At 61.1% G+C, this 25336-nt stretch carries 21 protein-coding genes and 1 pseudogene; 14 read left to right on the top strand and 8 right to left on the bottom strand.

Features of this window, described 5'->3' with window-relative positions:
• Window positions 1–43: 43 nt before the first annotated feature.
• From ulaA to ITX55_RS18795, 6 genes are read left to right on the top strand one after another with little or no spacing between them, the layout of a single operon-like run.
• Window positions 44–1441, top strand: coding sequence for a PTS ascorbate transporter subunit IIC (ulaA, locus tag ITX55_RS18820; protein ID WP_033645302.1), 1398 nt, complete (start codon window positions 44–46; stop codon window positions 1439–1441).
• Between the two features lie 14 nt (window positions 1442–1455).
• Window positions 1456–1764, top strand: a complete 309-nt coding sequence (gene ulaB / locus ITX55_RS18815; RefSeq protein ID WP_033645301.1) for a PTS ascorbate transporter subunit IIB — start codon at window positions 1456–1458, stop codon at window positions 1762–1764.
• Between the two features lie 10 nt (window positions 1765–1774).
• Window positions 1775–2245: a PTS ascorbate transporter subunit IIA gene (ulaC, locus tag ITX55_RS18810; RefSeq protein WP_099784951.1), complete on the top strand. Its 471-nt coding sequence runs from the start codon at window positions 1775–1777 to the stop codon at window positions 2243–2245.
• 12 nt (window positions 2246–2257) lie between these two features.
• The gene (locus tag ITX55_RS18805) at window positions 2258–2914 is read left to right on the top strand and encodes a 3-keto-L-gulonate-6-phosphate decarboxylase UlaD (RefSeq protein WP_033645299.1); all 657 of its coding nucleotides are present in this window, start codon (window positions 2258–2260) and stop codon (window positions 2912–2914) included.
• Window positions 2915–2923: 9 nt separating this feature from the next.
• Window positions 2924–3778, top strand: coding sequence for an L-ribulose-5-phosphate 3-epimerase (locus ITX55_RS18800; protein ID WP_197756223.1), 855 nt, complete (start codon window positions 2924–2926; stop codon window positions 3776–3778).
• Window positions 3779–3782: 4 nt separating this feature from the next.
• Window positions 3783–4469: an L-ribulose-5-phosphate 4-epimerase gene (locus tag ITX55_RS18795; protein WP_197756227.1), complete on the top strand. Its 687-nt coding sequence runs from the start codon at window positions 3783–3785 to the stop codon at window positions 4467–4469.
• Window positions 4470–4472: 3 nt separating this feature from the next.
• Here the strand turns inward: ITX55_RS18795 and malT are convergent, their stop codons facing one another.
• Window positions 4473–7187, bottom strand: a complete 2715-nt coding sequence (malT, locus tag ITX55_RS18790; protein ID WP_033651750.1) for an HTH-type transcriptional regulator MalT — start codon at window positions 7185–7187, stop codon at window positions 4473–4475.
• 460 nt (window positions 7188–7647) lie between these two features.
• Between malT and malP the strand changes: the two genes are divergently transcribed.
• Together malP and malQ are read left to right on the top strand one after the other, a co-directional pair.
• Window positions 7648–10053 (top strand): maltodextrin phosphorylase, encoded by a 2406-nt coding sequence (malP, locus tag ITX55_RS18785; RefSeq protein ID WP_033645296.1) that lies wholly within the window; start codon window positions 7648–7650, stop codon window positions 10051–10053.
• A gap of 9 nt (window positions 10054–10062) precedes the next feature.
• Window positions 10063–12156, top strand: a complete 2094-nt coding sequence (gene malQ / locus ITX55_RS18780; RefSeq protein WP_108682152.1) for a 4-alpha-glucanotransferase — start codon at window positions 10063–10065, stop codon at window positions 12154–12156.
• A 184-nt stretch (window positions 12157–12340) separates the two neighbouring features.
• Here the strand turns inward: malQ and nfuA are convergent, their stop codons facing one another.
• Together nfuA and gntX are read right to left on the bottom strand one after the other, a co-directional pair.
• Entirely contained in the window at window positions 12341–12916 is a 576-nt protein-coding gene (gene nfuA / locus ITX55_RS18775) for a Fe-S biogenesis protein NfuA (protein ID WP_004930777.1), read from the bottom strand.
• Window positions 12917–12974: 58 nt separating this feature from the next.
• Window positions 12975–13658: a DNA utilization protein GntX gene (gene gntX, locus ITX55_RS18770; RefSeq protein WP_108682150.1), complete on the bottom strand. Its 684-nt coding sequence runs from the start codon at window positions 13656–13658 to the stop codon at window positions 12975–12977.
• Window positions 13659–13698: 40 nt separating this feature from the next.
• On the opposite strand from gntX, the gene bioH reads away from it, so the two are divergent.
• On the top strand, window positions 13699–14469 hold the full coding sequence (gene bioH, locus ITX55_RS18765; RefSeq protein WP_072626815.1) for a pimeloyl-ACP methyl ester esterase BioH: 771 nt from the start codon (window positions 13699–13701) through the stop codon (window positions 14467–14469).
• 270 nt (window positions 14470–14739) lie between these two features.
• Window positions 14740–15024 (top strand): YdgH/BhsA/McbA-like domain containing protein, encoded by a 285-nt coding sequence (locus ITX55_RS18760; RefSeq protein ID WP_004930765.1) that lies wholly within the window; start codon window positions 14740–14742, stop codon window positions 15022–15024.
• Window positions 15025–15067: 43 nt separating this feature from the next.
• Here ITX55_RS18760 and ITX55_RS18755 read toward each other — a convergent pair whose 3' ends face one another.
• The 5 genes and pseudogenes from ITX55_RS18755 to greB form a co-directional block, all read right to left on the bottom strand.
• The gene (locus ITX55_RS18755) at window positions 15068–15307 is read right to left on the bottom strand and encodes a FeoC-like transcriptional regulator (protein WP_004930758.1); all 240 of its coding nucleotides are present in this window, start codon (window positions 15305–15307) and stop codon (window positions 15068–15070) included.
• Complete coding sequence (gene feoB, locus ITX55_RS18750) at window positions 15307–17622, bottom strand: Fe(2+) transporter permease subunit FeoB (RefSeq protein ID WP_042785506.1); 2316 nt, start codon at window positions 17620–17622, stop codon at window positions 15307–15309. Before feoB ends, ITX55_RS18755 begins: the two co-directional genes overlap by 1 nt.
• 72 nt (window positions 17623–17694) lie before the next feature.
• Window positions 17695–17919, bottom strand: coding sequence for a ferrous iron transporter A (gene feoA, locus ITX55_RS18745; RefSeq protein ID WP_042785505.1), 225 nt, complete (start codon window positions 17917–17919; stop codon window positions 17695–17697).
• Between the two features lie 604 nt (window positions 17920–18523).
• Window positions 18524–20854, bottom strand: a complete 2331-nt coding sequence (locus tag ITX55_RS18740) for a Tex family protein (protein WP_108682148.1) — start codon at window positions 20852–20854, stop codon at window positions 18524–18526.
• Between the two features lie 157 nt (window positions 20855–21011).
• Window positions 21012–21484 (bottom strand): annotated as a pseudogene (gene greB, locus ITX55_RS18735) (transcription elongation factor GreB).
• 230 nt (window positions 21485–21714) lie between these two features.
• On the opposite strand from greB, the gene cbpA reads away from it, so the two are divergent.
• From cbpA to envZ, 4 genes are all read left to right on the top strand, one after another.
• On the top strand, window positions 21715–22677 hold the full coding sequence (cbpA, locus tag ITX55_RS18730) for a curved DNA-binding protein (RefSeq protein WP_108682146.1): 963 nt from the start codon (window positions 21715–21717) through the stop codon (window positions 22675–22677).
• Window positions 22678–22682: 5 nt separating this feature from the next.
• Complete coding sequence (locus ITX55_RS18725; RefSeq protein WP_004930739.1) at window positions 22683–22988, top strand: chaperone modulator CbpM; 306 nt, start codon at window positions 22683–22685, stop codon at window positions 22986–22988.
• Between the two features lie 256 nt (window positions 22989–23244).
• Window positions 23245–23964, top strand: a complete 720-nt coding sequence (gene ompR / locus ITX55_RS18720; protein WP_004709363.1) for a two-component system response regulator OmpR — start codon at window positions 23245–23247, stop codon at window positions 23962–23964.
• Window positions 23961–25331, top strand: a complete 1371-nt coding sequence (envZ, locus tag ITX55_RS18715; protein WP_033645286.1) for a two-component system sensor histidine kinase EnvZ — start codon at window positions 23961–23963, stop codon at window positions 25329–25331. The genes ompR and envZ overlap by 4 nt, the downstream gene beginning before the upstream one ends.
• The last annotated feature ends 5 nt before the right edge of the window (window positions 25332–25336 follow it).

The following is a 25336-nucleotide window of genomic DNA, read 5'->3' as shown; positions in this document are numbered from 1 at the left end:
GGTGAAGGCGTTACCTGCATGCCAACCTTTTCGGGAGAGCCGTATGGAAACTCTTTACACCATCTTCACCGTCTTTTTTAACCAGGTGATGACCAATGCGCCGCTGCTGTTGGGGCTGGTTACGCTGCTGGGTTACACGTTGCTGCGCAAAAGCGCGGCGGTCATTATCAAAGGCACGATCAAAACCATTATCGGTTTCATGTTGCTGCAAGCCGGTTCCGGCATCCTGACCGGCACGTTCAAACCGGTGGTGGCGAAGCTGTCCGAGGTGTACGGCATCAACGGGGCGATTTCAGATACCTATGCCTCGATGATGGCCACCATCGATCGGATGGGGGAGGCCTATAGCTGGGTCGGCTACGCGGTCTTGCTGGCGCTGGCGCTGAACATACTCTACGTGTTGTTGAGGCGCATTACCGGCATCCGCACCATCATGCTTACCGGCCATATCATGTTTCAGCAGGTGGGGTTGATCGCGGTATTTTTCTACATTCTGGGCTACGGCATGTGGACAACGGTATTGTGCAGCGCGCTGTTGGCTTCACTGTATTGGGGCATCACGTCCAACATGATGTTCAAACCGACGCAGGCGGTGACGGAAAACAGCGGTTTCTCCATTGGGCACCAACAGCAGTTCGCTTCGTGGCTGGCGTATAAGGCAGCGCCGTATCTCGGTAAAAAAGAGGACAGCGTGGAAGATCTGAAGCTGCCCGGGTGGCTGAACATTTTCCATGACAACATCGTTTCCACCGCCATCGTGATGACGCTGTTCTTCGGCATCATTCTTTGCTCGTTCGGCTTGGATACCCTGCAGGCGATGGCCGGTAAAACCCACTGGAGCATTTATATCCTGCAAACCGGGCTGATGTTCGCGGTGGCGATTTTCATCATCGTGCAGGGCGTGCGCATGTTCGTCGCCGAATTGACCGAGGCCTTCAATGGGATTTCCCAACGCCTGATCCCCGGTGCGGTACTGGCCATCGACTGCGCCGCCATCTATAGCTTCGCGCCCAACGCCGTGGTGTGGGGCTTTATGTGGGGCACCATCGGCCAATTGATCGCCGTCGGCATCCTCCTGGCGTGCGGCGCTTCCATCATGATCATCCCCGGTTTCATTCCCATGTTCTTCTCTAACGCCACCATCGGCGTGTTCGCTAACCACTTTGGCGGCTGGCGCGCGGCGATGAAGATCTGCCTGGTGATGGGGATGATAGAGATCTTGGGCTGCGTGTGGGCCATCAAGCTGACCGGGCTGAGCGCCTGGATGGGAATGGCGGACTGGTCGATTCTGGCGCCGCCGCTGATGCAAGGGCTGAGCTTCGGCCTGTGGTTTATGGGCGTGGTGATCGCCATCGCGCTGCTGTACATGTTCTTCGCCGGGCGCACCCTGCGCGCGGAGGAAGATGCTGAAAAACAATCGGTTGAACCAGCGTCACGTTAATAGGAGTGCAGATTATGACGGTACGAATCCTGGCGGTGTGCGGTTGCGGACAAGGCAGTTCCATGATCATGAAAATGAAAGTCGACCAATTTTTAACGCAGCAAGGCGTGGATCATTCGGTCAACAGCTGTGCGGTGGGGGAATACAAATCCGAGTTGAGCGGGGCTGACATCATCATCGCTTCCACCCATGTCGCGGATGAGATCGTCGTCAGCGGCAACAAATACGTGGTCGGGGTGCGCAATATGCTCTCGGCGGCCGACTTTGGTCCGAAGCTGATGGAAGTCATCGGCGCGCATTTTCCGCAAGATTTGAAGCAGTGAGGAGCGAGTCATGAAGCTGAGCGATTCGTTGGCGCAGAACAACGCTATTCACCTGCAGGCGGAGGCCGCCGACTGGCGTCAGGCGGTGCGGCTGGGGGTCGATCTGCTGGTGGCCGCCGGCGTGGTGGAGCCTCGCTATTTCGACGCCATTCTGGCCGGCGTCGAACGGCACGGCCCTTACTTCGTGTTGGCGCCCGGCCTGGCGATGCCGCATGGTCGGCCGGAGGAAGGGGTGCTGAAAACCGGCTTCGCCTTGGTCACCTTGAAAACGCCGGTGTGCTTCGGCGATGAGGACAACGATCCGATAGATATCTTGATCACCATGGCGGCGGTGGACGCCAAAACGCATCAGGAGGTGGGCATCATGCAAGTGGTTAACCTGTTCGAAGATGAGGCGAACTTCGATCGCTTGCGGGCCTGTCGCCGGGCGGGCGAGGTACTGGCGTTAATCGACAAAACGTCCGCGGCGGCGGCGAATTGAAGGAGATATGCTATGAAAACGCATTTACCGATGCTGCAAGTGGCGCTGGATAACCTGTCCATGGCCGCGGCTTACAATACGACGCGCCTGATCGCGGCCGAAGTCGACATCATTGAGGTCGGCACTATTTTGTGCGTGGCGGAAGGCGTACGGGCCGTGCGCGATCTGAAAGCGCTGTATCCGGATCGCATCGTGTTGGCGGACGCGAAAATCGCCGATGCGGGGCAAATTTTGGCGCGGATGTGCTTCGAGGCACACGCCGACTGGATCACGGTGATCTGCTGCGCTGACATCAATACGGCCAAGGGCGCGCTGCAGGTGGCGCATGAGTTCGGTGGCGACGTACAGATCGAACTGACGGGATTTTGGACCTGGGAACAGGCGCAGGCGTGGCGTGAGGCGGGTATTGGTCAGGTGGTGTATCACCGCAGCCGTGACGCGCAGGCGGCGGGCGTCGCCTGGAGCGATGACGATATCCGCGCGGTTCATCGCCTGAGCGAGATGGGTTTCAAGGTGACGGTTACCGGCGGATTGTCATTGGCGGATTTGCCTCTGTTCCGGGGCATTCCCATCCATGTTTTTATCGCCGGGCGTAGCATTCGCGATGCCGCCGATCCGGTCGCGGCGGCGCGGGAATTTAAACGCGTCATCGCCCAACTGTGGGGCTGAGGAGCGGTTATGTTGCAAAAATCCGTACCGTTGGGCATCTACGAGAAGGCGTTGCCGCCGGGCGAGGACTGGCTGGCGCGCTTGCAACTGGCGGGGGAGTTGGGATTCGATTTCGTTGAAATGTCGATCGATGAAAGCGACGACCGTCTGGCGCGGCTGGATTGGAACAGCGAGCAGCGACTGGCGCTGATCGGCGCCGTTGCGGCCAGCGGTGTGCGCGTCCCTTCTTTGTGCCTTAGCGCCCATCGGCGTTTTCCGTTGGGCAGTGAAGACGACAGGACGCGCGAGCGGGGGCTGGAGATCATGCGCAAGGCCATCCGGCTGGCGCAGGATACCGGCATACGGGTGATCCAACTGGCCGGATATGACGTTTATTACCAACAGGCTACTGCGCAGACCCGCGCCCGGTTCCGCGCCGGCTTGGCGCAGGCGGTGGAGATGGCCAGCCGCGCGCAGGTCATGCTGGCGATGGAAATCATGGATTATGCGCTGATGAATTCGATCAGCAAGGCGCTGGGTTATGTCCACTACCTGAAAAACCCATGGTTTCAGCTGTACCCGGACATCGGCAATTTGTCTGCCTGGGACAACGATGTGCAGATGGAGCTCGTAGCCGGACGCGGGCATATCGTAGCGGTGCACGTTAAGGATACGCGGCCGGGAGAGTTTAAGAACGTGCCGTTCGGCGAGGGAGTGGTCGATTTCACCCGCTGCTTCGAAACGCTGCTTGCGAGCGGCTATCGCGGCCCCTATCTGCTCGAAATGTGGAGCGAGAAGGCGCCCGACCCGCTGCAGGCGGTGCGGGAGGCGCGTGCCTGGGTGGTTGAACGCATGGCAGAGGCCGGGTTGGAAATAGGGAGCTAACATGCTGGAACAACTGAAATGGCAGGTCTACAAAGCCAATATGGCGCTGCCTGAGCACGGGCTGGTGACCTATACCTGGGGCAATGTCAGCGGCATCGATCGGGCCAGCGATCTGATGGTGATAAAACCCAGCGGCGTGCCTTATGAAACGATGCGGGCGGAAGATATGGTGGTGGTGAATGCGCGAGGGGAGGTTGTTGAGGGGCAACTGCGGCCTTCATCCGATACGCCGACGCATCTGGCGCTGTACCGGGCATTCCCACAACTCGGCGGCGTCGTGCATACGCACTCCACTCACGCCACCGCCTGGGCCCAGGCGGGTGAGGCGATACCGGCGTTTGGCACCACCCATGCCGACTATTTTTCCGGCGACATTCCTTGCACCCGCGCGCTGACGGCGGAAGAGGTGGCGGGGGAATATGAATTGAACACCGGGCAGGTGATTATCGAAACCCTGTGCGGGCACGAGCCGTTGCACATTCCCGGCATTCTGGCGTATCAGCATGGCCCGTTTAGTTGGGGCTGCTCGCCGGATGAGGCGGTGCATAACGCGGTGGTGCTCGAGGAGGTGGCTAAGATGGCGTGGATCAGCCGGGGCATTAACCCCGGCCTGCGCCGGATCGATGAACACCTGTCGGCGAAACATTTCAGCCGCAAACATGGCGTCGGCGCTTATTACGGCCAGCGCTGACTATCAGGCGCCGTACCCCATCATCTTCAGCAGCTGCTGCGCTTGCTGCACCGCTTCCTGGCGATGGGCCACGCCCAGCTTCTGGTATAGATTGCGGATATGGGTCTTGATGGTGGTGGCCGCTACATCCAACTCACCGGCGATCTGGTCGTTGCTGTAACCGGAATAGATCAGCCCCAGCACCTGCCATTCGCGTTGGGTCAACGGACTGGTGCGGATCAGTTCCGGCACCTGCGGATGGGTCAGCAGCTTATCGACGAAGTTCTCGTCGAAATGCGCGAACTTGTGCCGATGATGCTGGTTGATGTCGCGCAGGATGCGCTGGGCGCGATGCTGTTCCAGCTCCGGCAGCGTGTTGAGCTGGATCAGCTGGCGCAGCTGCTGCGCCATCGCTTCGCCTTCGATGACGAAGTGGCTGATAAAGCCGGTGCGGTTGGCCAGCGACAGCGCTTCGATCAGCGCCTGCTGCGCTTCGCCCTTGCGCTCTTGCAGCCAGTAGAGCTGGTTGCTGAGCAGCAGATTGCGGTTGAGATCGCTCACCAGCCGCAGGCGGCGGGCATTTTCGTTCAGTTCATCCAGCACCACGCCGGCCTCTTCATACTGGCCGAGCAGGATCTGCACTCGCGCGATGTTGCGCCATTGGCCCTGCGTGAAGTGGTTGTCCGCCATGCCGGGCTTTTCGGTGTGGCGCAGCCACTGGGCGGCGGCGGCGGTGTCGCCGGTCATCTGCCAGTGGATCACCCGCGACTTGTCGGTGTTGGTCAACCAGTCGCGATGATAGTGGGCGCCGTGCAGCAGGGTTTCGCAGCGCTGCAGATGGGTATTGGCGTTGTCCAGATCGCCGCGCGCCAGCGAGCATTTGGCCAACATGGCGATGCACTGCAGCTGCTGTTGCGGTTGGTAGTTCGCCAGGATTTTCAGCCCGGCGCGCGCCGCGTCTTCCGCTTCGTCCAACCGCGACCACGACCACAGGATCTGCGCGCGAATGCGCAGCAGGAATTCGTGCATCGGCAGCTGTTCCAGATGCTGTTCGCGGATCAGTTCGAACGCCTTATCCTGGGTTTCGTAAGCGGCCTGCAGGAAGCCCTGGGCGATGAGGATTTCGCTCTGCTGCAGCAGCGCCCAGAGCGCGTAATGGTTGGCCTGATGACGACGCGCCATCTGTTCGGTTTGCTGCATCATCGGCAGCGCGCGCGCCAGCTCGCCCTTGCAGTGGTGGACTTCGCCGGTCACCGAGGTGGCGACGATGCGGCTGTAATAGCTGGACAGCGGCAGGAATTTCAACGCTTCGGTCGCCAGCCGCTCGGCTTCTTCCGGTTTGCCGGCGTTGATCGCCACCTGGGCGCGCAGGGCGTCGAACTCGGCGTGCAGCGTTTGGTCTATCTCGATTTTCTGTTCGCGCATGGTGCGCTCGGCGCGCTCCAGCAGGGTGTTGACCTCGCTGTAGCGGTGCTGGCTCTGCGCCAGCCAGGCCTGCAGCAGCGCCAGTTTGGGGTTCTGAATCAGGCGCTCATAGGGCAGCGCGTTGAGGCACTCCTCCAGCAGGGCCAGTTCGCTGTGGTGGAACAGTGACCAGGCGTGTTGCAGCAGGATATCGCGCAGCATGCTGACGTCGCTGGCCGCCAGCGCATGGTGAATAGCCTCCGCCGGATACCCCAGCGCCAGCCAGCCCTCGGCGGCGGCGCGGTGCAACCCCGGCAGCTCCAGCGCCAGTTCCCACTGGCAACGCTGGCGCAGGAAAGAGGCGAACAGCGGGTGGAAGTTGAACCATTCGCCGGTGTCGTCCATGCGGTGGATAAACAGCCCCTGGCGTTCCAGCTCCTCCAGCCGTTGCTGGCCGTTGTCTTCGCCGGTCAGGCGCACGATCAGCGCGTCGTTCATCGAGCGCAGCACCGAACAGCGCAGCAGGAAGGCGCGCGCATCGGCATCGACGTGATCCAGCACTTCGTCTACCAGATAGTCGGACAGGTGACTGGCGTTCAGCCCCGCTAGCCGCTTGGCCGACAGTTGAGCGGACGAAGCGGATTGGCGGGCCGACAGCGCGATCAGCTGCAGCGCGGTGGCCCAGCCTTCGACTTCGTCGCACAGGCGGCTGCTGTCCTGCTGCTCCATCGGCGCCGCTAGGCGGCAGTCGAAGAACTGTTTGGCTTCCTGGTGGGTGAATGCCAGCTGCTGCGTGCCCATTTCCAGCAACTGATCGCGCACCCGCAAATTGGCGATGCCGAGCGGCGGCAGGGTGCGCGAGAGCAGGATCAGCGTCAGGTTTTCCGGCTGATGGCGCAGGAAGAAGCGCATGGCTTCGTGAATGGCGTCGTTGGTGATCAGGTGGTAGTCGTCGATCACCAGGTACAGCGGCTGGTGCCAGTCGGCCAGTTCGATAAACAGCTGGGCGAACAGCGCCGACAGGCTGGCGTACTGGTGTTTCTGGCTCAGCGCCTCGCTCTTGACGCAGCGGCCGCCGCTGGCCTGCTGTAGCGCGGCGATCAGGTAGCTGGCGAAGCGCTCCGGCTGGTTGTCGCTCTCATCCAGCGAATACCAGCCCAGATCGGCCTTGCCGGCCGCCCATTGGGCGATCAGCGTGGTTTTCCCGTATCCCGCCGGGCAATTGACCAGTGTCAGGCGATAGTTGCCCGCGCTGGCCAGTTTGGCCAGCAGGCGATCGCGGATCACGGTATTTTGCAGCCGTACCGGGCGGCTCAGTTTTGATGGGATCAGCATAGTATTCCAGGGTATAAATCGCGGTTCCCGCCGGGATTGGAGTGGCGCTAATTATTTTATGGTTCGTAATTAATAGCTCCCCCTAACTTCTGCCAACCCTAAACGTATTGCAACAAGCTTCCGCATCGGCTTGGAGTTAAGTTGCTATCGATCACACTTTTTTACGTTTGGTGTCGGAGTACGGCGATGCGGTTGCGGATCGCATTTCCGGCCATGGACAAAACTTCAGCAGCGCGAATACTTGTGCTAACGTCATGGTTAACGTTCTCAGTGCTCGCCGCACGCGTTGGCGGGCTTTTTTGCATCGTTGCAAGGGAGTCAAAAAGTGCCTGAGATCACAATTCCAGCTACGCCCCAATCCTCCTCCCCAGCTAATCCCCAGGCGGGATGATGCCGTCAGGCTTTCTCACCGGCACGATAGCGGCAATTTGACCCACTTACTGGATAGAGAGTTTTCCTTATGTCACAGCCTACGCTCAAGAAGGATGCTTTTCTGGCGGCGCTCGCCCGTCAGTGGCAACGGTTCGGCCTCAGTTCCGCGCAGCAAATGACGCAACATCAATGGTGGGAAGCCGTCAGTGCGGCGCTGGCCGAGCAACTGGCCGCACAGCCGGCGCCGCGCAAAAGCGCCAAACCGCTGCGTCACGTGAACTACATCTCGATGGAGTTTTTGATTGGCCGGTTGACGGCGAACAACCTGATCAACCTGGGCTGGTACGACACCGTCGAGCAGGCGCTGGCCGAGCAGAACGTCAAGCTGGCGGATCTGCTCGAGCAGGAAACCGATCCGGCGTTGGGCAACGGCGGGCTGGGGCGTTTGGCGGCCTGTTTCCTCGACTCGATGGCGACGGTGGAACAACCGGCCACCGGCTATGGGCTGAACTACCAGTACGGGCTGTTCCGCCAGTCGTTCCAGGGTGGGCAACAGCAAGAGGCGCCGGATAACTGGCAACGCGAGAGCTATCCGTGGTTCCGCCACAACGCCGCGCTGGCGGTGGACGTGGGCATCGGCGGCAAGCTGGAAAAGCAGGCCGACGGCCGCGAACTGTGGCGCCCGGCCTTCACCCTGCGCGGCGAAGCCTGGGATCTGCCGGTGCTGGGCTATCGCAACGGCGTGGCGCAGCCGCTGCGCCTGTGGCAGGCGACCCATCAGCATCCGTTCAACCTGAGCGATTTCAACGACGGCAAATTTCTGCAGGCGGAGAAGCAGGGTGTAGAAGCCGACAAGCTGACCAAGGTGCTGTACCCGAACGACAACCATCAGGCCGGCAAGCGCCTGCGCCTGATGCAGCAGTATTTCCAGTGCGCCTGCTCGGTGGCGGATATTTTGCGCAAGCACCATCAGGCCGGCCGCAAGATTGAAGAGCTGCCGAAGTACGAAGTGATCCAGCTGAACGACACCCACCCGACCATCGCCATTCCGGAAATGCTGCGCATTCTGCTGGACGAGCACCAGCTGGAGTGGGAGGCGGCCTGGGCGATCACCAGCAATACCTTCGCCTATACCAACCACACCCTGATGCCGGAAGCGCTGGAGTGCTGGGATGAAAAACTGGTGCGCAGCCTGCTGCCGCGCCATTTCTCCATCATCAAACAGATCAACGCCAGGTTCAAAAAGCTGGTGGATAAGCACTGGCCGGGCGACGAGGCAGTGTGGGCCAAACTGGCGGTGCACCACAACAAGCAGGTGCGCATGGCCAACCTGTGCGTGGTCAGCGGCTTTGCGGTTAACGGCGTGGCGCAGCTGCATTCGGATCTGGTGGTGAAGGATCTGTTCCCGGAATATCACCAGCTGTGGCCGAACAAATTCCATAACGTCACCAACGGCATCACGCCGCGCCGCTGGCTGAAACAGTGCAACCCGGCGCTGTCGGGCCTGATCGACGAGACGCTGAAGGTGGAGTGGGCGAGCGATCTCGACGCGCTGCGCGGGCTGGAGAAATTCGCCGACGACGCGGCGTTCCGCCAGCGTTATCAGCAGATCAAACGCGACAACAAGGTGGCGCTGGCTCATTACGTGCACGGCGTGATGGGGCTGACGCTCGATCCGGACGCGATCTTCGACGTGCAGATCAAACGCCTGCACGAGTACAAACGCCAGCACCTGAATCTGCTGCACATCCTGTCGCTGTATCGCCAGCTGCGTGACAACCCGAACCTGGACATCGTGCCGCGCGTGTTCCTGTTCGGCGCCAAGGCGGCGCCGGGCTACTACCTGGCGAAGAACATCATCTACGCCATCAATCAGGCGGCCGAGAAGATCAATCACGATCCGCTGGTGAAAGATCGCCTGAAAGTGGCGTTTATTCCGGACTACCGCGTGTCGGTGGCCGAACTGATGATCCCGGCGGCGGATATCTCCGAGCAGATCTCCACCGCCGGTAAAGAGGCCTCCGGCACCGGCAACATGAAACTGGCGCTGAACGGCGCGCTGACGGTCGGCACGCTGGACGGCGCCAACGTCGAAATCGCCGAGCAGGTGGGCGAAGACAATATCTTTATCTTCGGCAATACCGTGGAGCAGGTGAAGGCGATAGTGGCGAAGGGCTACGATCCGCTCAGCTACCGCAAGAAGGACAAGCACCTGAAGGCGATTTTGGATGAACTGGCGAGCGGCGCGTTCAGCCATGGCGACAAGCACGCGTTCGACATGATGCTGCACAGCCTGCTGGAAGGCGGCGATCCCTATCTGGTGCTGGCGGACTTTGCCTCGTACTGCCAGGCGCAGCGCCGGGTCGATGAGCTGTATCGCGATCGGGATGAGTGGACGCGGCGGACTATCCTTAACACCGCGCGCGTCGGCATGTTCAGCTCGGATCGCTCGATCCGCGATTACCAGCAGCGCATCTGGCAAGCCAAACGTTAAGGAGAGCGAATGGATCGCAAGCGTATCGATCAGGCGGCAGCGCAGGCGGGGATCGCTGCCGATTTCATCAATGCTCACGGCAAACGGCAGGCGATTGAGCCGCAGACCAAGCGCAAGCTGCTGGCGGCCATGAAGTGGGCCGATGATGCGGTGCAGGATACCGCGCCGCCGCCGTTACCGGCGGTCAAGGTGTTCTATCAGGGCGCGCCGTTGGCGCTGACGCCGACGGGCGAAGGCGAATACCTGTGGGCGCTGCAGCGTGAAGACGGCGAATGCCTGCAGGGGCGCGTCGGCGCGCGCAAGACCCTGACGCTGCCCGGCGAGCTGCCGGCGGGTTACCACCAATTGACGCTGAGCCAGGGCGCACGGCAGTGGTCATGCCGAGTGATCGTCGCGCCGAGGCGCTGCTTCGAGCCGGACGCCTTGTTGACCGGCAAAAAGCTGTGGGGCGCCTGCGTTCAGCTGTACACGCTGCGCTCCGATCGCAACTGGGGCATCGGCGATTTCGGCGATCTGCGCCTGATGGTGGAAGAGGTGGGGGAACGCGGCGGCGCTTTCGTCGGCCTCAACCCGATCCATGCGCTGTACCCCGCCAACCCGGAGAGCGCCAGCCCTTACAGCCCCTCGTCGCGCCGCTGGCTGAACCTGGCGTATATCGACGTCAACGCGGTGGAGGATTTCCAGCGCAGCGACGCGGCGCAGCGCTGGTGGCAGAAGCCGGCGACGCAGAAACAGCTCGCCAAAGCGCGCGCTGCGGAGTGGGTGGATTACACCGCCGTGATGCAGCTGAAACTGGCGGCGCTGAGGCTGGCGTTTCCGGTATTTCAGGCGCGCAAGCCAAACGACGCGCAGCGTCAGGCGTTCGAGCAATTCGTGACGGACGGCGGCGACAGTCTGTACCGGCAGGCGGCCTTCGACGCGCTGCATGCCCATTTGGCGGCGGATGACATCAGCCAGTGGGGCTGGCCGGCCTGGCCCGAACGTTATCGGCAGGGAGATAGCGAAGCGGTGCGGCAGTTCTGCGCTGAACACCAGGAAACGGTTCGTTTTTACCTGTGGCTGCAGTGGCTGGCTGCCACCCAGTTCGCGCAGTGTTTTGACCAGAGCAGGCAGCAGCAGATGCCGATCGGCCTGTATCGCGATCTGGCGGTCGGGGTGGCGGAAGGCGGGGCGGAAACCTGGTGCGACCGCGAGCTGTACTGCCTGAAAGCGTCGGTCGGGGCGCCGCCGGATATTCTGGGCCCGCTGGGGCAAAACTGGGGCCTGCCGCCGATGGATCCGCACGTGATGGCGGCGCGCGGGTATCAGCCGTTCATCGATCTTTTGCGCGCCAACATGACCAGCTGTGGCGCGCTGCGTATCGATCACGTCATGGCGCTGCTGCGGCTGTGGTGGATCCCGTATGGTGAAACCGCCGATCGCGGCGCCTATGTCAAATACCCGGTGGACGATCTGCTGGCGGTGCTGGCGCTGGAAAGCCAACGCCATCGCTGTATGGTGATCGGCGAGGATCTCGGTACGGTGCCGGTGGAAATCGTCGGCAAGCTGCGCGACAGCGGCGTCTATTCCTACAAAGTGCTCTATTTCGAAAGCGACGGCGAACACCATTTCCGCGCGCCGCAGGCCTATCCGGTACAGGCGATGGCGACCATCACCACTCACGATCTGCCGACGTTGCGCGGCTACTGGCAAAGCGACGATCTGACGCTCGGCAACCGGCTGGGTCTCTACCCGGACGCGGAAATCCTGCGGGCGCTGTTCGCCGATCGGGAACGCGCCAAGCAGGGGTTGCTGGATGGATTGCATCGTTATGGCTGCGTGCCGCAGAAGGTGGGCAAGAAGGCGGCGCTGCTCGGCATGAGCCCGCTGCTCAACCGCGGCCTGCAGCGTTATGTCGCTGACAGCGCCAGCGCCTTGCTTGGCCTGCAGCCGGAAGACTGGCTGGACATGGCCGATCCGGTCAACATCCCCGGCACCAGCGATCAGTACCCTAACTGGCGGCGCAAGCTGACCCGGACGTTGGAGGAGATGTTCGCCGACCCGCGGATAAACCGGCTGCTGAAGGATTTGGACAAGCGCCGACGCAAGGTGTCGGTGGGGTGACGATGAGGTGTCGTTGTATTAGGTCAAAGGATGAGAACTTTAGTCCCATCCAAATGACGGATACCCGAATTAATTGGCGTTGCAGCTAGGCGGCAAGTGCGTAAAACCCCAGGAGCTTACTTAAGTAAGTGACTGGGGTGCGCGCATGCGGCCAACAACGCTGCAACTTCAAGTAAGAAGGGTATCAGTAGTAGGAGTGCTCGCCGCGCTGGTGCTCGGTCAAATCACGCACGCCCTTCAGCTCCGGGAACTTCTGCAGCAGCTCTTTCTCGATGCCTTCTTTCAGCGTGACGTCGACCATCGAACAGCCGTTGCAACCGCCGCCGAACTGCAGAATAGCCATGTTGTCGTCGGTGATCTCCATCAGCGTTACGCGTCCGCCGTGGCCCGCCAGCTGTGGGTTGATCTGCGACTGCAGCACGTATTCCACGCGTTCCATCAGCGGCGCGTCGTCATCGACCTTGCGCATCTTGGCGTTCGGCGCCTTCAGCGTCAGCTGAGAACCCAACTGGTCGGTCACGAAGTCGATTTCGGCGTCTTCCAGATACGGCGCGCTCAGTTCATCGACATAGGCGGACAGTTTGTCGAACTTCAGTTCGGTATCCGTCGCTTCTACCGCGTCCGGCGGGCAATAAGAGACACCGCATTCGGCCGTCGGCGTGCCCGGGTTGATCACGAATACGCGGATTTGGGTGCCTTCTTCTTGATTTGCCAGCAGTTTGGCAAAGTGTTCCTGTGCAGCATCTGTTATACGGATCATAGCATTAGCTCAATAGTTGACTTCTATAGTCGGTTATAATACGCCCATTGCCGTGGCACTACAACGTGCGGCAAACGCACCATATCTGCACCGAGGCGGCGCCTTGCCGCCGCAGCAGCGCCGCGATCTCCGAGACGGTGCTGCCGGTGGTCACCACGTCATCCACCAGGGCGATATGCCGGCCGGCGACCGGCACGGTACAGGCGAACGCGCGCTGCAGATTGCGTCTGCGGGCAGAGGCGCTCAGCCGCTGTTGCAGAGCGGTTTTGCGCACCCGGCGCAAGGCGGCGGGCCGGTAGGCGCAGCCCAGCCAGTGCGCCAGCGGCCGGGCCAGCAGATCGCTCTGGTTATAGCCACGGCGCCAGCAGCGTGTTGCATGCAAGGGTACCGCCAAAATCAGGTCAGGTCTGTTCAGATACTGCTCTCTGCGCGCCTGCTGCCAGCGCAACAGCATCAGGCGCGCCAGCGCCGGCGCCAGCTCGGGCGCGCGGTGGAACTTGAACCTTTTTACCAAGCCGCTGAGCGGCGTCACGTAGTCGCCGACGAACACCAGCCGTTGCCAGGGCGGTGGCCGTTGCAGGCAGCGGCCGCAGGGCGTGCGCTTCTCCCCGGCGGGCAGCCCGCAGCGCGGGCAACACGGCGGTCTGGCCGGCAGGTGACGCAGGCAGCAGCTGCAGAGGCCATGACGCATCAGGCTCAATGGCTGTCGGCATAGCCAACAGCGGCTGCGGATTGATAGCATAGTGTCTCCGAGACGGGTAAGCATGAAAGGACAATAACCAATGACAGCGCTGTACTGGCAAACAATAGGTGAAGGTGAACGCGATCTTGTGCTGCTGCACGGCTGGGGATTGAACGCCGAAGTGTGGAGTTGCATTCAGGCGCGGCTGACGCCGCATTTTCGTCTGCACCTGGTCGATCTGCCGGGGTACGGCCGCAGCCAGGGGTTCGGCGCCCTGTCGCTGGCGCAGATGACAGAAATCGTGCTGGCGGCCGCCCCGCCGCAGGCCTGGTGGCTCGGCTGGTCGCTCGGCGGGCTGGTGGCCAGCCAGGCGGCGCTGATGCAGCCGCAGCGGGTCAACGGGCTTATCACCGTGGCCTCCTCGCCGTGCTTTGCCGCCCGCGATGAGTGGCCGGGGATCCGTCCGGACGTGCTGAGCGGTTTCCAGCACCAGCTAAGCCTGGATTTCCAGCGCACCGTCGAGCGTTTTCTGGCGCTGCAGACGCTGGGCACCGAGAGCGCGCGTCAGGATGCGCGCCAGCTGAAAGCGGTGGTGCTCAACCAACCGACGCCGAGCGTCGAAGTGTTGAACGGCGGGTTGGAGATCCTGCGCACCGCCGATCTGCGCGCGCCGCTGGCGGAGTTGAATCTGCCGCTGCTGCGGATCTACGGCTATCTGGACGGGCTGGTGCCGCGCAAGGTCGCCGAGCTGCTCGACGCCGCCTGGCCGAACTCCACGTCGCAGATCGTGGCTAAAGCCGCCCATGCGCCGTTTATCTCTCATCCCGATGAATTTGTGACGATGATCGAAGCGTTTATTGCAGCACATTGAATGCAGCGTGAAAACGCACGATAGAGCGCGAAAAAAAACGCTGCCGGGTGGATAAAAGACAAAGCTGTTCAATACTTAGTGAGTCAATGCGTTGGCTGCAAAATGAAAAGACCGCGTGCGGCGATTTTCATTTTGGCGTTTCGTCTCTGGGAAACAGGCCCCGTTAGGGAAAGCAACGAGGCCTGAGGATGTCGCGGCAGCCTGCAGTACTACGCATGGATCCTGGACGGCTTTCATAACAGATAAATTATCCATTGAGAGGTTAGTGTCATGAAATCATTGAAGATGATTATTGCAGCGGCAGTGCTGGGTTCGGTGTCTTTCGGCTCCATGGCGGCAACCCTGCTGACCAAGGAAGATCTGGATAAGAATCCGGGTAAATACGAGAAGATCGGCACCGTGACCACCACGGCGGAAACCACGTCGCCGATGGATGCCAAGGAAGAGCTGTCCAAACTGGCGGACGAAAAGGGCGGTCAATACTACGTGATCCTGGCGGGCCGCGAACACGGTAAATTCAGCGCCATCGCCGAAGTTTACAAAGACAAGCAATAAGCCTTGAACGGCAAAGGGGCGCCCGCAGCGGCGCCCCTGAACGTCAGGCCTTCAGCCGGTAGAACACCGTGCTGCACCCCTGGCCCTGCGGGCAGCTTTTGCAGCCGCCGCTCAGACAGGCGCCGTCATCCTGTTCGATGCGTTCCACTTTCCCCATCGCCGTCAAACGGTCCAGCATCGCCTGCACCAGCGGCAGCGGCGTCGCCAGCGATTGGCTGAGCTGCTGCGCCTGAGCGCTGCCGCGCAGCGCCAACGCATCGCGCACCTGCAGCAGCCCGGCCATCAGTGGCAGCTCCCTTTGGCGCCCTGACAGCAGGCCGCCGGCGTGGCGTTGCCCAGGCGAACCGTGACGCGGCTGCGCGCCCGGCGCAGGCCGAACAGCACCAGCAGGTTTACCAGCACCACCGCCAGGATCGCCGTCAGGCTGTACTGCGGATGTTGGTTGAAGGTGGCCGCCTGATAGAACAGCGTCGCCAGCGAGTAGGCGACGTTCAGCCCCCACAGGATTGAGAAGGTCATCCAGCCGCGGCTCGATTCACGGGCGATGGCGCCCATCACCGAGACGCAAGGCACGTACAGCAACACGAAGATCAGGTAGCTGTAGGCGGAAATGCCGGAGCCGAATTTGCTGCTCATCACGCCCATCGAGCCGACGCCCATCTCGCCGTCGCCCTTGCTGGCTTCGATCGGGTTGGAGAGCACGCTCAGGCTGAAGGTGTTTTTCAGCCCGTCCCAGGTTTCCTGCAGCGCGCCGCCCAGCTCGTCGAGCAAGTTGAAGTTGGCGGCGTCGAACGCCTCTTTGTTGATGTGCTCGGCGGTATACAGCGTGTTCAGCGTGCCGACCACCACTTCTTTCGCCATCGCGCCGGTCACCAGCCCGACGGTGGCCTGCCAGTTATCGCTGTGGACGCCCATCGGCTGCAGCAGCGGCGTCAGCACCTTGGAGACCGAGGCCAGCGCGGAGTCGTTGATGTTGTCGACCGTCTTGCCGCTGAACGAGAAGCTGTTCAGGCCGCCGATGAACATGCTGGCCACCACGATCACCTTGCCGGCGCGCAACACGAAGCCTTTCAGCCGCTGCCAGGTTTGCAGCAACAGGCTTTTCAGGTGTGGCACGTGGTAGACCGGCAGCTCCATCACGAACGGCGAGGCTTCGCCGCGCATGAGGGTGTATTTCAGCACCAGGCCGGTTAGGATCGCCACCGCGATGCCGAGCATATACAGCGAGAACACCACGCCGGCGCCGTCCTGGCCGAAGAACGCGGCGGCGAATACCGCGAAGATTGCCAGACGGGCGCCGCAGGACATGAACGGCGCCATCATGATGGTGATCAGGCGTTCGCGTTGGGCGTCCAGCGTACGGGCGCCCATGATGGACGGCACGTTGCAGCCGAAGCCGACGATCAGCGGCACGAAGGATTTGCCCGGCAGCCCGAGCGCCTGCATCAGGCGGTCCATCACGAACGCCGCGCGCGCCATGTAGCCGGAGTCTTCCAGGAACGACAGGAACAGGTACATCATGCCGATCTGCGGCACCAGCGGCAGCACGGTGTTGATGCCGCCGCCGACGCCCTGCGCCAGGAAGACGGTCAGCCAGTCGGGGAAGTGCAGGGTGTAACCCAGCCACTGAATGCCCTGAATGAAGATCGCCGCCGAGCCGATATCGAAGATCGGCTGCAGCGCGCCGCCGATATTGATCGCCAGCAGGAACATCAGGTACATCACCAGCAGGAAGATCGGTACGCCCAGCCAGCGGTTGAGGATCACTTTATCCAGTATGTCGGTCAGGCGGTTGGGCATCGCCTGCTGCGAGTTGCTGACCGCGTCGCACAGGGCGGCGATGGACTGGTAGCGCGCGTCGGCGATCACCAGCGCCGGGTCCTCCTGCTGCTGCTGTTGCAGCGCCTGAATGGCCGCTGGCAGCCGCGCCACGGCGGGGCCGGCCAGGCGATGGCTGTAGATGTCGCCCTCCAGCATCTGCAGCGCCAGCCAGCGGCGCTGCGCCGCCGGCAGCGTTTGCGGCATGGCGTCGCTCAGCGTGGCGACCTCTTTCAGCAGCAGCGGCGGGTAGTTCACCAGCGCCTGCTGTTCGTTGATGCGATGATTGTCGATCATTTGTTTCAGCACGCCGATGCCGTCGGCGCGGGTGGAGACCATCGGCACTACCGGGCAACCGAGGCGCGCCGACAGCGCGGCGACGTCGATATCGATATGCTGGCTTTTGGCGATGTCGAGCATGTTGAGCGCCACGATGCAGGGAATGCCCAGCTCCAGCAGCTGCAGCGTCAGGTAGAGGTTGCGTTCCAGGTTGGAGGCATCCACCACGTTGATCAGCAGATCGGCGTCGCCGCTCAAAATGTAGTGGCAGGCGATCTGCTCATCGAGCGACGTCTGCTCCGAAATGGTGGTCAGGGAGTAGGTGCCGGGCAAATCGACCAGCCGCACGTCGGACTGCGGGGTGGTGAAATGGCCTTCCTTACGTTCGACCGTCACGCCCGCCCAGTTGCCGACCCGCTGGCGCGCGCCGGTCAGTTGGTTGAACAGCGTGGTTTTGCCGGAGTTCGGGTTGCCGATTAAGCCGATGGTGAGTTTTTTCATAGTTCTGCGTGTCGTCTTCAAGGAGAACAGCGCCGGCGCAAAGGCGCACCGGCAAACGGAGGGCGCGCCGGCTCAGGGCTGGCCGTCGAGCTGCAGCAGAGCCAAATCCTTCCTGCGCAGCACCAGGCTGACGCGGCGGGTTTTAATTTCTATCGGATCGCCCAGCGGCGCGACGCGCACCACGTCGAACGAAGAGCCGGGCAGCATGCCGAGCGATAACAATTTTTGGCGGTAGGCCGGCGCAATCTCGCTGGAAAAGCCGACAATCTTATATGTGTGTTTAGGTTGAAGCTGCATGTCATTAACCTTCCGGGTGCCGATGAGCATCGGGCTGATGATAATTGGACGTTGCCGGCGAAAATGCCACGCCGTCGGCGGTATTCATCCATAAGGTCATGCAATAAAGTGAGCGAAAATAATAGTAATTATCATTATCGCGTTCAATACAAAAAGTAAGGGTATTGTAACCAATTATTATGGTGACGGCAGTTTTTAATGGAGTTGTCTTGATTAACGATGTTTTATCACTGCTTGCACTTGGGAACAAATGAGAATGGCGAGTTAAATCAGTTACGTATTTGTAGCCAGGTTATCTCGTTTGCAAATGGCGATGGCGTTTTTTCCTTTTTTATTTCTGGTGAAAGGCAATTCAATAACATTATTCCGCCGTAATGCGAGCGGTAACCATTTGTGTTTCGCTCACAATTCGCAAAATGAAAAATACGTGTTAACGGAGTTGTTAATAAACGGCTGCAGAAGGGATTTTTGCTGGCTGAATAATGGGAGGACGGTCACACAAGAACGGGAAATAAAAAGATGATGGTTTATTGAGGCGGGTCAAAAATGCCGCAAGTTTTCTTCATTGGAAAGGGCGGAGCAGGCTCCGCCCTGTTGGTCTGACTTAGCGTTTCTTGCCGAAAGCCGCCGCCAGCGCGTCGCCCATGGCGCTGTTGCCGGCCGGCGCCGCATTGCGCGGTTTAGCCTTGTTGGCGGGCGCCGAACGGTTGGCGTTGTCGCGCTGTGCCGGCGCGTTGCCGCCGCGGCGCGGCGAGCCTTCGCCCGGTTGCTCATCCAGACGCATGCTCAGCGCGATGCGTTTGCGTTGCAGATCGACTTCCATCACCTTCACTTTGACGATGTCGCCGGCCTTCACCACGGTGTGCGGATCTTCGACGAACTTGTCCGCCAGCGAGGAGATGTGCACCAGGCCATCCTGATGCACGCCGATATCCACGAAGGCGCCGAAATTGGTGACGTTGGTCACCGACCCTTCCAGGATCATGCCCGGCTGCAGATCGTTGAGGGTTTCTACGCCTTCGGCAAAGGTGGCGGTTTTGAACTCAGGACGCGGGTCGCGGCCCGGCTTCTCCAGCTCTTTCAGGATGTCGGTGACCGTCGGCACGCCGAACTTGTCGTCGGTGAAATCGACCGCTTTCAGGCTGCGCACCGCCGAGGCGTTGCCCATCAGATCCTGCAGCGCCTGCTCGGTGGCGGCCAGAATGCGCTGCACCACCGGGTAGGCTTCCGGGTGGACGGTAGAGGCATCCAGCGGGTTGTCGCCGTGGTTGATGCGCAGGAAGCCGGCGCACTGTTCGAACGCTTTCGGCCCCAGACGGCTGACTTTCAGCAACTGTTCACGGTTGCTGAAGCGGCCGTTCTCGTCGCGCCAGTTGACGATATTCTGCGCCATCATGCGCGTCAGGCCGGCCACGCGGGTCAGCAACGGCACCGAAGCGGTGTTCAGATCGACGCCGACGGCGTTCACGCAGTCTTCCACCACCGAGTCCAGCTTTTTCGCCAGCAGGCTCTGGCTGACGTCGTGCTGATACTGGCCGACGCCGATGGATTTCGGGTCGATCTTCACCAGCTCCGCCAGCGGATCCTGCAGACGACGGGCGATGGACACCGCGCCGCGCAGCGACACGTCGAGATCCGGGAACTCCTGCGCCGCCAGTTCGGACGCGGAGTACACCGACGCGCCCGCTTCGCTGACGATCACTTTTTGCGCCCGGACGTCGCTGAACTGCTTTTGCAGGTCGAGATAGAAACGCTCGGTTTCACGCGAAGCGGTGCCGTTGCCGATCGCCACCAGCTCCACGTTGTGTTTGATGCACAGCGCCGCGACGATGGCGGCGGCTTTGGCCGCTTGCCCGGTGTGCGGATAGACGGTGTCGGTGGCCACCAGTTTGCCGGTCGCGTCGACCACGGCGACTTTCACCCCGGTGCGCAGGCCCGGATCGAGGCCCATGGTGGCGCGCATGCCGGCCGGCGCGGCCATCAACAGATCATGCATGTTGCGGGCGAAGACGTTGATCGCTTCATCCTCCGCGCGTTCGCGCACCGTGCCCATCAGTTCGGTTTCCAGGTGCAGCAACACCTTGATGCGCCAGGTCCAGTTGACCACCGCCTTGCGCCAGGCGTCGGCCGGAGCGTTGTTCAGGCGCAGATTGAGGTGATTGATGATGATCAGCTCCGCCTGGCTTTCGCGCGGCGCTTCCTCAAACTGCGGATCGGCGTTCAGCGCCAGCTGCAGCACGCCTTCGTTGCGGCCGCGGAACATCGCCAGCGCGCGGTGCGAAGGCACCTGGGAAATCGGTTCGTGGTGATCGAAGTAGTCGCGGAACTTGGCGCCTTCGTCTTCCTTGCCCTCGACCACTTTGGAGACCAGATGGGCGTTTTTCCACAGGTAGTCGCGCACCTTGGCCAGCAGCGCGGCGTCTTCGGCGAAGCGCTCCATCAGGATATAGCGCGCGCCGTCGAGGGCGGCTTTCACGTCCGCCACGCCCTTCTCGGCGTCGACGTAGCGTTCAGCCAGCTGTTCCGGCTGCTGTTGCGGATCCTGCCACAGCGTGTCCGCCAGCGGTTCCAGACCGGCTTCGATGGCGATCTGGCCACGGGTGCGGCGCTTGGGTTTGTACGGCAGGTAGAGGTCTTCGAGTTCGGTCTTGCTCAGCGTGGCGTTGATCGCCCCCGCCAGTTGTTCGGTCAGTTTGCCCTGTTCATCGATCGACTTCAGGATGGTCTGACGACGATCTTCCAGTTCACGCAGATAACCCAGGCGGGTTTCCAGCTGGCGCAGTTGGGTGTCGTCCAGGCCCCCGGTGACTTCCTTACGATAGCGTGCAATAAAGGGCACGGTATTACCTTCATCCAGCAGACGGATGGCGGAGTCGACTTGCTCCGGCCGGGCCTGCAGTTCTGTTGCAATAATGCGGCTCAGTGGGTCATTCATAGGTCTGGTATCTGTATTGAGAACGGTGAATAAACAGGGGACAGTTATACGGATTGATCGCGGAAAATGCCAGCGGAGCGGGCCGCCGCCGCGCGGCCGCGGCGTGGAGAACAGCTCAGGCGGCGGCGTTGGCGGCGGTTCGGAAAAAGCTGAAAGCTTACTTCGGGTAGTTTATCTCGTTAACGTACCACTGCGCCTCGCCCAGCGGGGTATTGACGGTGGCGACGTCCCCGACCTCTTTTTTCAGCAGGGCGCGCGCATCGGCGCATCGATGGAGATGTAATCCTTGCGGCCGAAAATCTCATCGTAGCCGACGATGCGAAAACGTTTGATCTCGCCGTCGTCATTCTCCACCTCCACCCAGGCCCCGAAGAACACTTTGCCTTCCTGCTGCGGGGAGTAATCGACGATCTTCAACTGCTCCAGGCATTTGGTCAGATAGCGGACGCGGCGATCGATCTCGCGCAGCCGCTTCTTGTTGTATTGGTAATCGGCGTTTTCGCTTCTGTCGCCCAGGCTGGCGGCCCAGGTCACTTTCTTGGTCACCTCGGGGCGTTCTTCGCGCCAGAGGTAATCCAGCTCTTGTTTGAGCTTGTCATACCCTTCACGGGTTATCAGTTGAGTTCTCATCGTGATTTATCTTTATGGGGCCACCGCCACAGTGTACGTGAATGCGGAGGGCTTTAAAAATGGCGCGCGGGCCTGCGCCTTGTCGCACGGTTTTTATTCAGTTTGCGCAGCTTTTAACAATCGGGAGTATGCTTAGCGATAGCGGAAAAAGAATGTGACGAAAGGAGGATATCTGGCGAGAGAGACAAGGAATTTTGGCGCACAACCCAACACATTGAAGGTATTACCGCATGGAATTTAAAGATTACTACGCCACGATGGGCATTGAGCCCAACGCCGATCTGAAAACCATCAAAACGGCTTACCGCCGGCTGGCGCGTAAATATCACCCTGACGTGAGCACCGAAGACGACGCCGAGAGCAAGTTCAAGGAACTGGCCGAAGCCTATGAGGTACTGAAGGACGACGAGCGCCGCGCCGAGTACGATCAGATCCGGCTGCATCGCAACGATCCGAACTTTGGCCGCCAGGCGCGCGGCGATCACGGCGGCTATCAGCAGAGCGCCTCATGGCACGGCGGCGGCGCCGACGCGCAAGACTTCTCCGACTTCTTCGAGAGCATGTTCGGCGGGCGAGCGGCGGGCGGGCACCGTTCCGCTTCGCATTCGCACGGCGGGCATGGCTTCCGCGGCCAGGATCTGGAGATGGAGGTGCCGCTGTTCCTCGAGGAAACGCTGCATGGTCAAAGCCGCGAGATTTCCTACAAGCTGCCGGTGTACGACGAACTGGGGCGGCAGGTAAGCGAAGCCAGCAAGACGCTGAACGTGAAAATTCCGGCCGGCGTGGGCGACGGCGAGCGCATTCGCCTCAAGGGGCAGGGCGTTGCCGGCGTGGGCGGCGGCCAGAACGGCGACCTGTATCTGGTTATCCGCCTCGCGCCGCACCCGCTGTTTGAGATAGACGGCCACAACCTGAGCATCGTGGCGCCGCTCGCTCCGTGGGAAGCGGCGCTCGGCGCCAGCATTGAGGTGCCGACGCTGACCGGCAAAATCGCGCTGACCGTGCCGGCCGGCAGCCAGAGCGGCAAACGGCTGCGGGTCAAAGGCAAAGGGCTGGCGGGCAAGAAAGAGCCCGGTGACCTGTACGTTATTCTCAAGGTGGTGATGCCGCCGAAGCCGAACGAGAAGGCCAGCGCCCTGTGGCGGGAACTGGCTGAACAGGCGGCGTTCAACCCGCGCGCGGAATGGGAGTAAAGCAGATGATGAAAAAAGAGATCACTTTCACCGTGGTGGAATTGTGTCAGAGGGTGGAGATTTCAGAGGACGAGCTGGTCGAGATCGTCGGCCTGGGCGTTATCGTGCCGCTGGAGCCGGCGCAGCCGCGCTGGGAGTTTGATTATCCGGCGCTGAGCCATCTGCAGCGCGCACGCAGGCTGCGGGCGGAGCTGGATCTGGACTGGCCGGGGATCGCCATGGCGCTGACGCTGCTCGACCGGGTTGATGCGCTACAGCAAGAGAACCGGCAGCTGCGCAGGCAGCTGGCGCGTTTCCTGCAAACTTCCTGACCCGACAGCTGAACGCCACCGGGCGCTTCCCGGTGGCGAAATTGCACAAAATTGGGCCGTCGCCCCACATTGCGCCGATAAAGGGCGAAATTTTGACGAACCCCCGTCGACATTCACTGAAAATTGTTGATAAATGGGGAAAAGAATAAGCTTTGTAACAATTTCGTCTAGAATACATACCATTAAACGCTGTCTCAAATGGCAAGGTTTTCTAACAATATTCGAGTCAGGCAATAAAGCCTTTGGGAGTAATACCATGCAAGAGAATCATAAGATCCTGGTTGTCGATGATGACATGCGCCTGCGCGCGCTTTTAGAACGTTATTTAACCGAGCAGGGCTTCCAGGTTCGCAGCGTTGCCAACGCTGAGCAAATGGATCGCTTGCTGACTCGTGAATCCTTCCATTTGATGGTGCTCGATCTGATGTTGCCGGGCGAAGACGGCCTGTCCATCTGCCGCCGCCTGCGCAGCCAGAGCAACCCGATGCCGATCATTATGGTCACCGCGAAAGGCGAAGAGGTCGATCGCATCGTGGGCCTGGAAATCGGCGCCGATGACTACATTCCTAAACCGTTCAACCCGCGTGAGCTGTTGGCTCGTATCCGCGCGGTGCTGCGCCGTCAGGCGAACGAACTGCCGGGCGCGCCTTCGCAGGAAGAAGCGGTGATCGCTTTCGGCAAATTCAAACTGAACCTCGGCACCCGCGAGATGTTCCGCGAAGACGAGCCGATGCCGTTGACCAGCGGCGAGTTCGCGGTACTGAAGGCGCTGGTCAGCCACCCGCGTGAACCGCTGTCGCGCGATAAGCTGATGAACCTGGCGCGTGGCCGCGAATACAGCGCCATGGAACGCTCCATCGACGTGCAGATCTCTCGTCTGCGCCGTATGGTTGAAGAAGATCCGGCGCATCCGCGTTATATCCAGACCGTGTGGGGTCTCGGCTACGTCTTCGTCCCGGACGGCAGTAAGGCATGAGGCGATTGCGCTTTTCACCGCGTAGCTCGTTTGCCCGAACCCTGTTGTTGATCGTCACCTTGCTGTTCGTCAGCCTAGTGACGACCTATCTGGTGGTGCTGAACTTCGCCATCCTGCCCAGCCTGCAGCAGTTCAACAAGGTATTGGCCTACGAAGTGCGTATGCTGATGACCGATCGGCTGCAGCTGGAGGACGGCACGCTGCTGGAGGTGCCGCCGGCGTTCCGCCGTGAGATCTACCGCGAGCTGGGCATCTCTCTCTACACCAACTCGGCGGCGGAGGAGAGCGGCCTGCGCTGGGCGCAGCACTACCAGTTCCTCAGCCAGCAGATGGCGCAGCAGCTCGGCGGGCCGACCGATGTGCGGGTGGAGGTGAACAAGAACTCCCCGGTGGTGTGGCTGAAAACCTGGCTGCAGCCCGATATCTGGGTGCGCGTGCCGCTGACGGAAATCCACCAGGGCGATTTCTCGCCGCTGTTCCGCTATACGCTGGCGATTATGCTGCTCGCGATCGGCGGCGCCTGGCTGTTTATTCGTATTCAAAACCGCCCGCTGGTGGAGCTGGAACATGCGGCGCTGCAGGTGGGCAAGGGCATTATTCCGCCGCCGCTGCGCGAGTATGGCGCTTCCGAAGTGCGGTCGGTGACTCGCGCATTCAATCAGATGGCGTCGGGCGTCAAACAGCTGGCGGATGACCGCACTTTGCTGATGGCCGGAGTCAGCCACGACCTGCGCACGCCGTTGACGCGCATCCGCTTGGCGACGGAGATGATGAGCGCCGAAGACGGCTATCTGGCCGAGTCGATCAATAAAGACATCGAAGAGTGCAACGCCATCATCGAGCAGTTCATCGATTATCTGCGCACCGGGCAGGAAATGCCGACCGAAAGCAGCGATCTGAACGCCATTTTAGGCGAAGTGGTCGCGGCCGAGAGCGGCTATGAGCGGGTGATTGAAACCGCGCTGTCGCCGGGCGAGCTGATGATGAACGTGCATCCGCTGTCGATTAAACGGGCGGCGGTGAATATGGTGGTGAACGCGGCGCGTTACGGCAACGGCTGGATCAAGGTCAGCAGCGGCCGTGAGCTGCAGCGCGGCTGGTTCCAGGTGGAAGATGACGGCCCGGGCATCAAGCCGGACGAGTTGAAGCACCTGCTGCAGCCGTTCGTACGCGGTGACAGCGCGCGCAGCACCAGCGGCACCGGCCTGGGGCTGGCGATCGTGCAGCGTATTATCGACGCGCATGATGGCGAACTGGATATCGGCACCAGCGAGCGCGGCGGGCTATTGATCCGCGCTTATATTCCGTTGCCGATGGAGAAAAAAGAGTCGACCAACGGCCATCAAACGGCCAGGGAAACCGCCTGACCTCT

It is taken from the genome of Serratia sp. EWG9 (assembly GCF_019913725.1).
In the GTDB taxonomy this organism is placed as follows: domain Bacteria; phylum Pseudomonadota; class Gammaproteobacteria; order Enterobacterales; family Enterobacteriaceae; genus Serratia; species Serratia ureilytica.
Note: the sequence above shows the minus strand (reverse complement) of the source record. Positions and strands in the feature narration are given on the sequence as shown.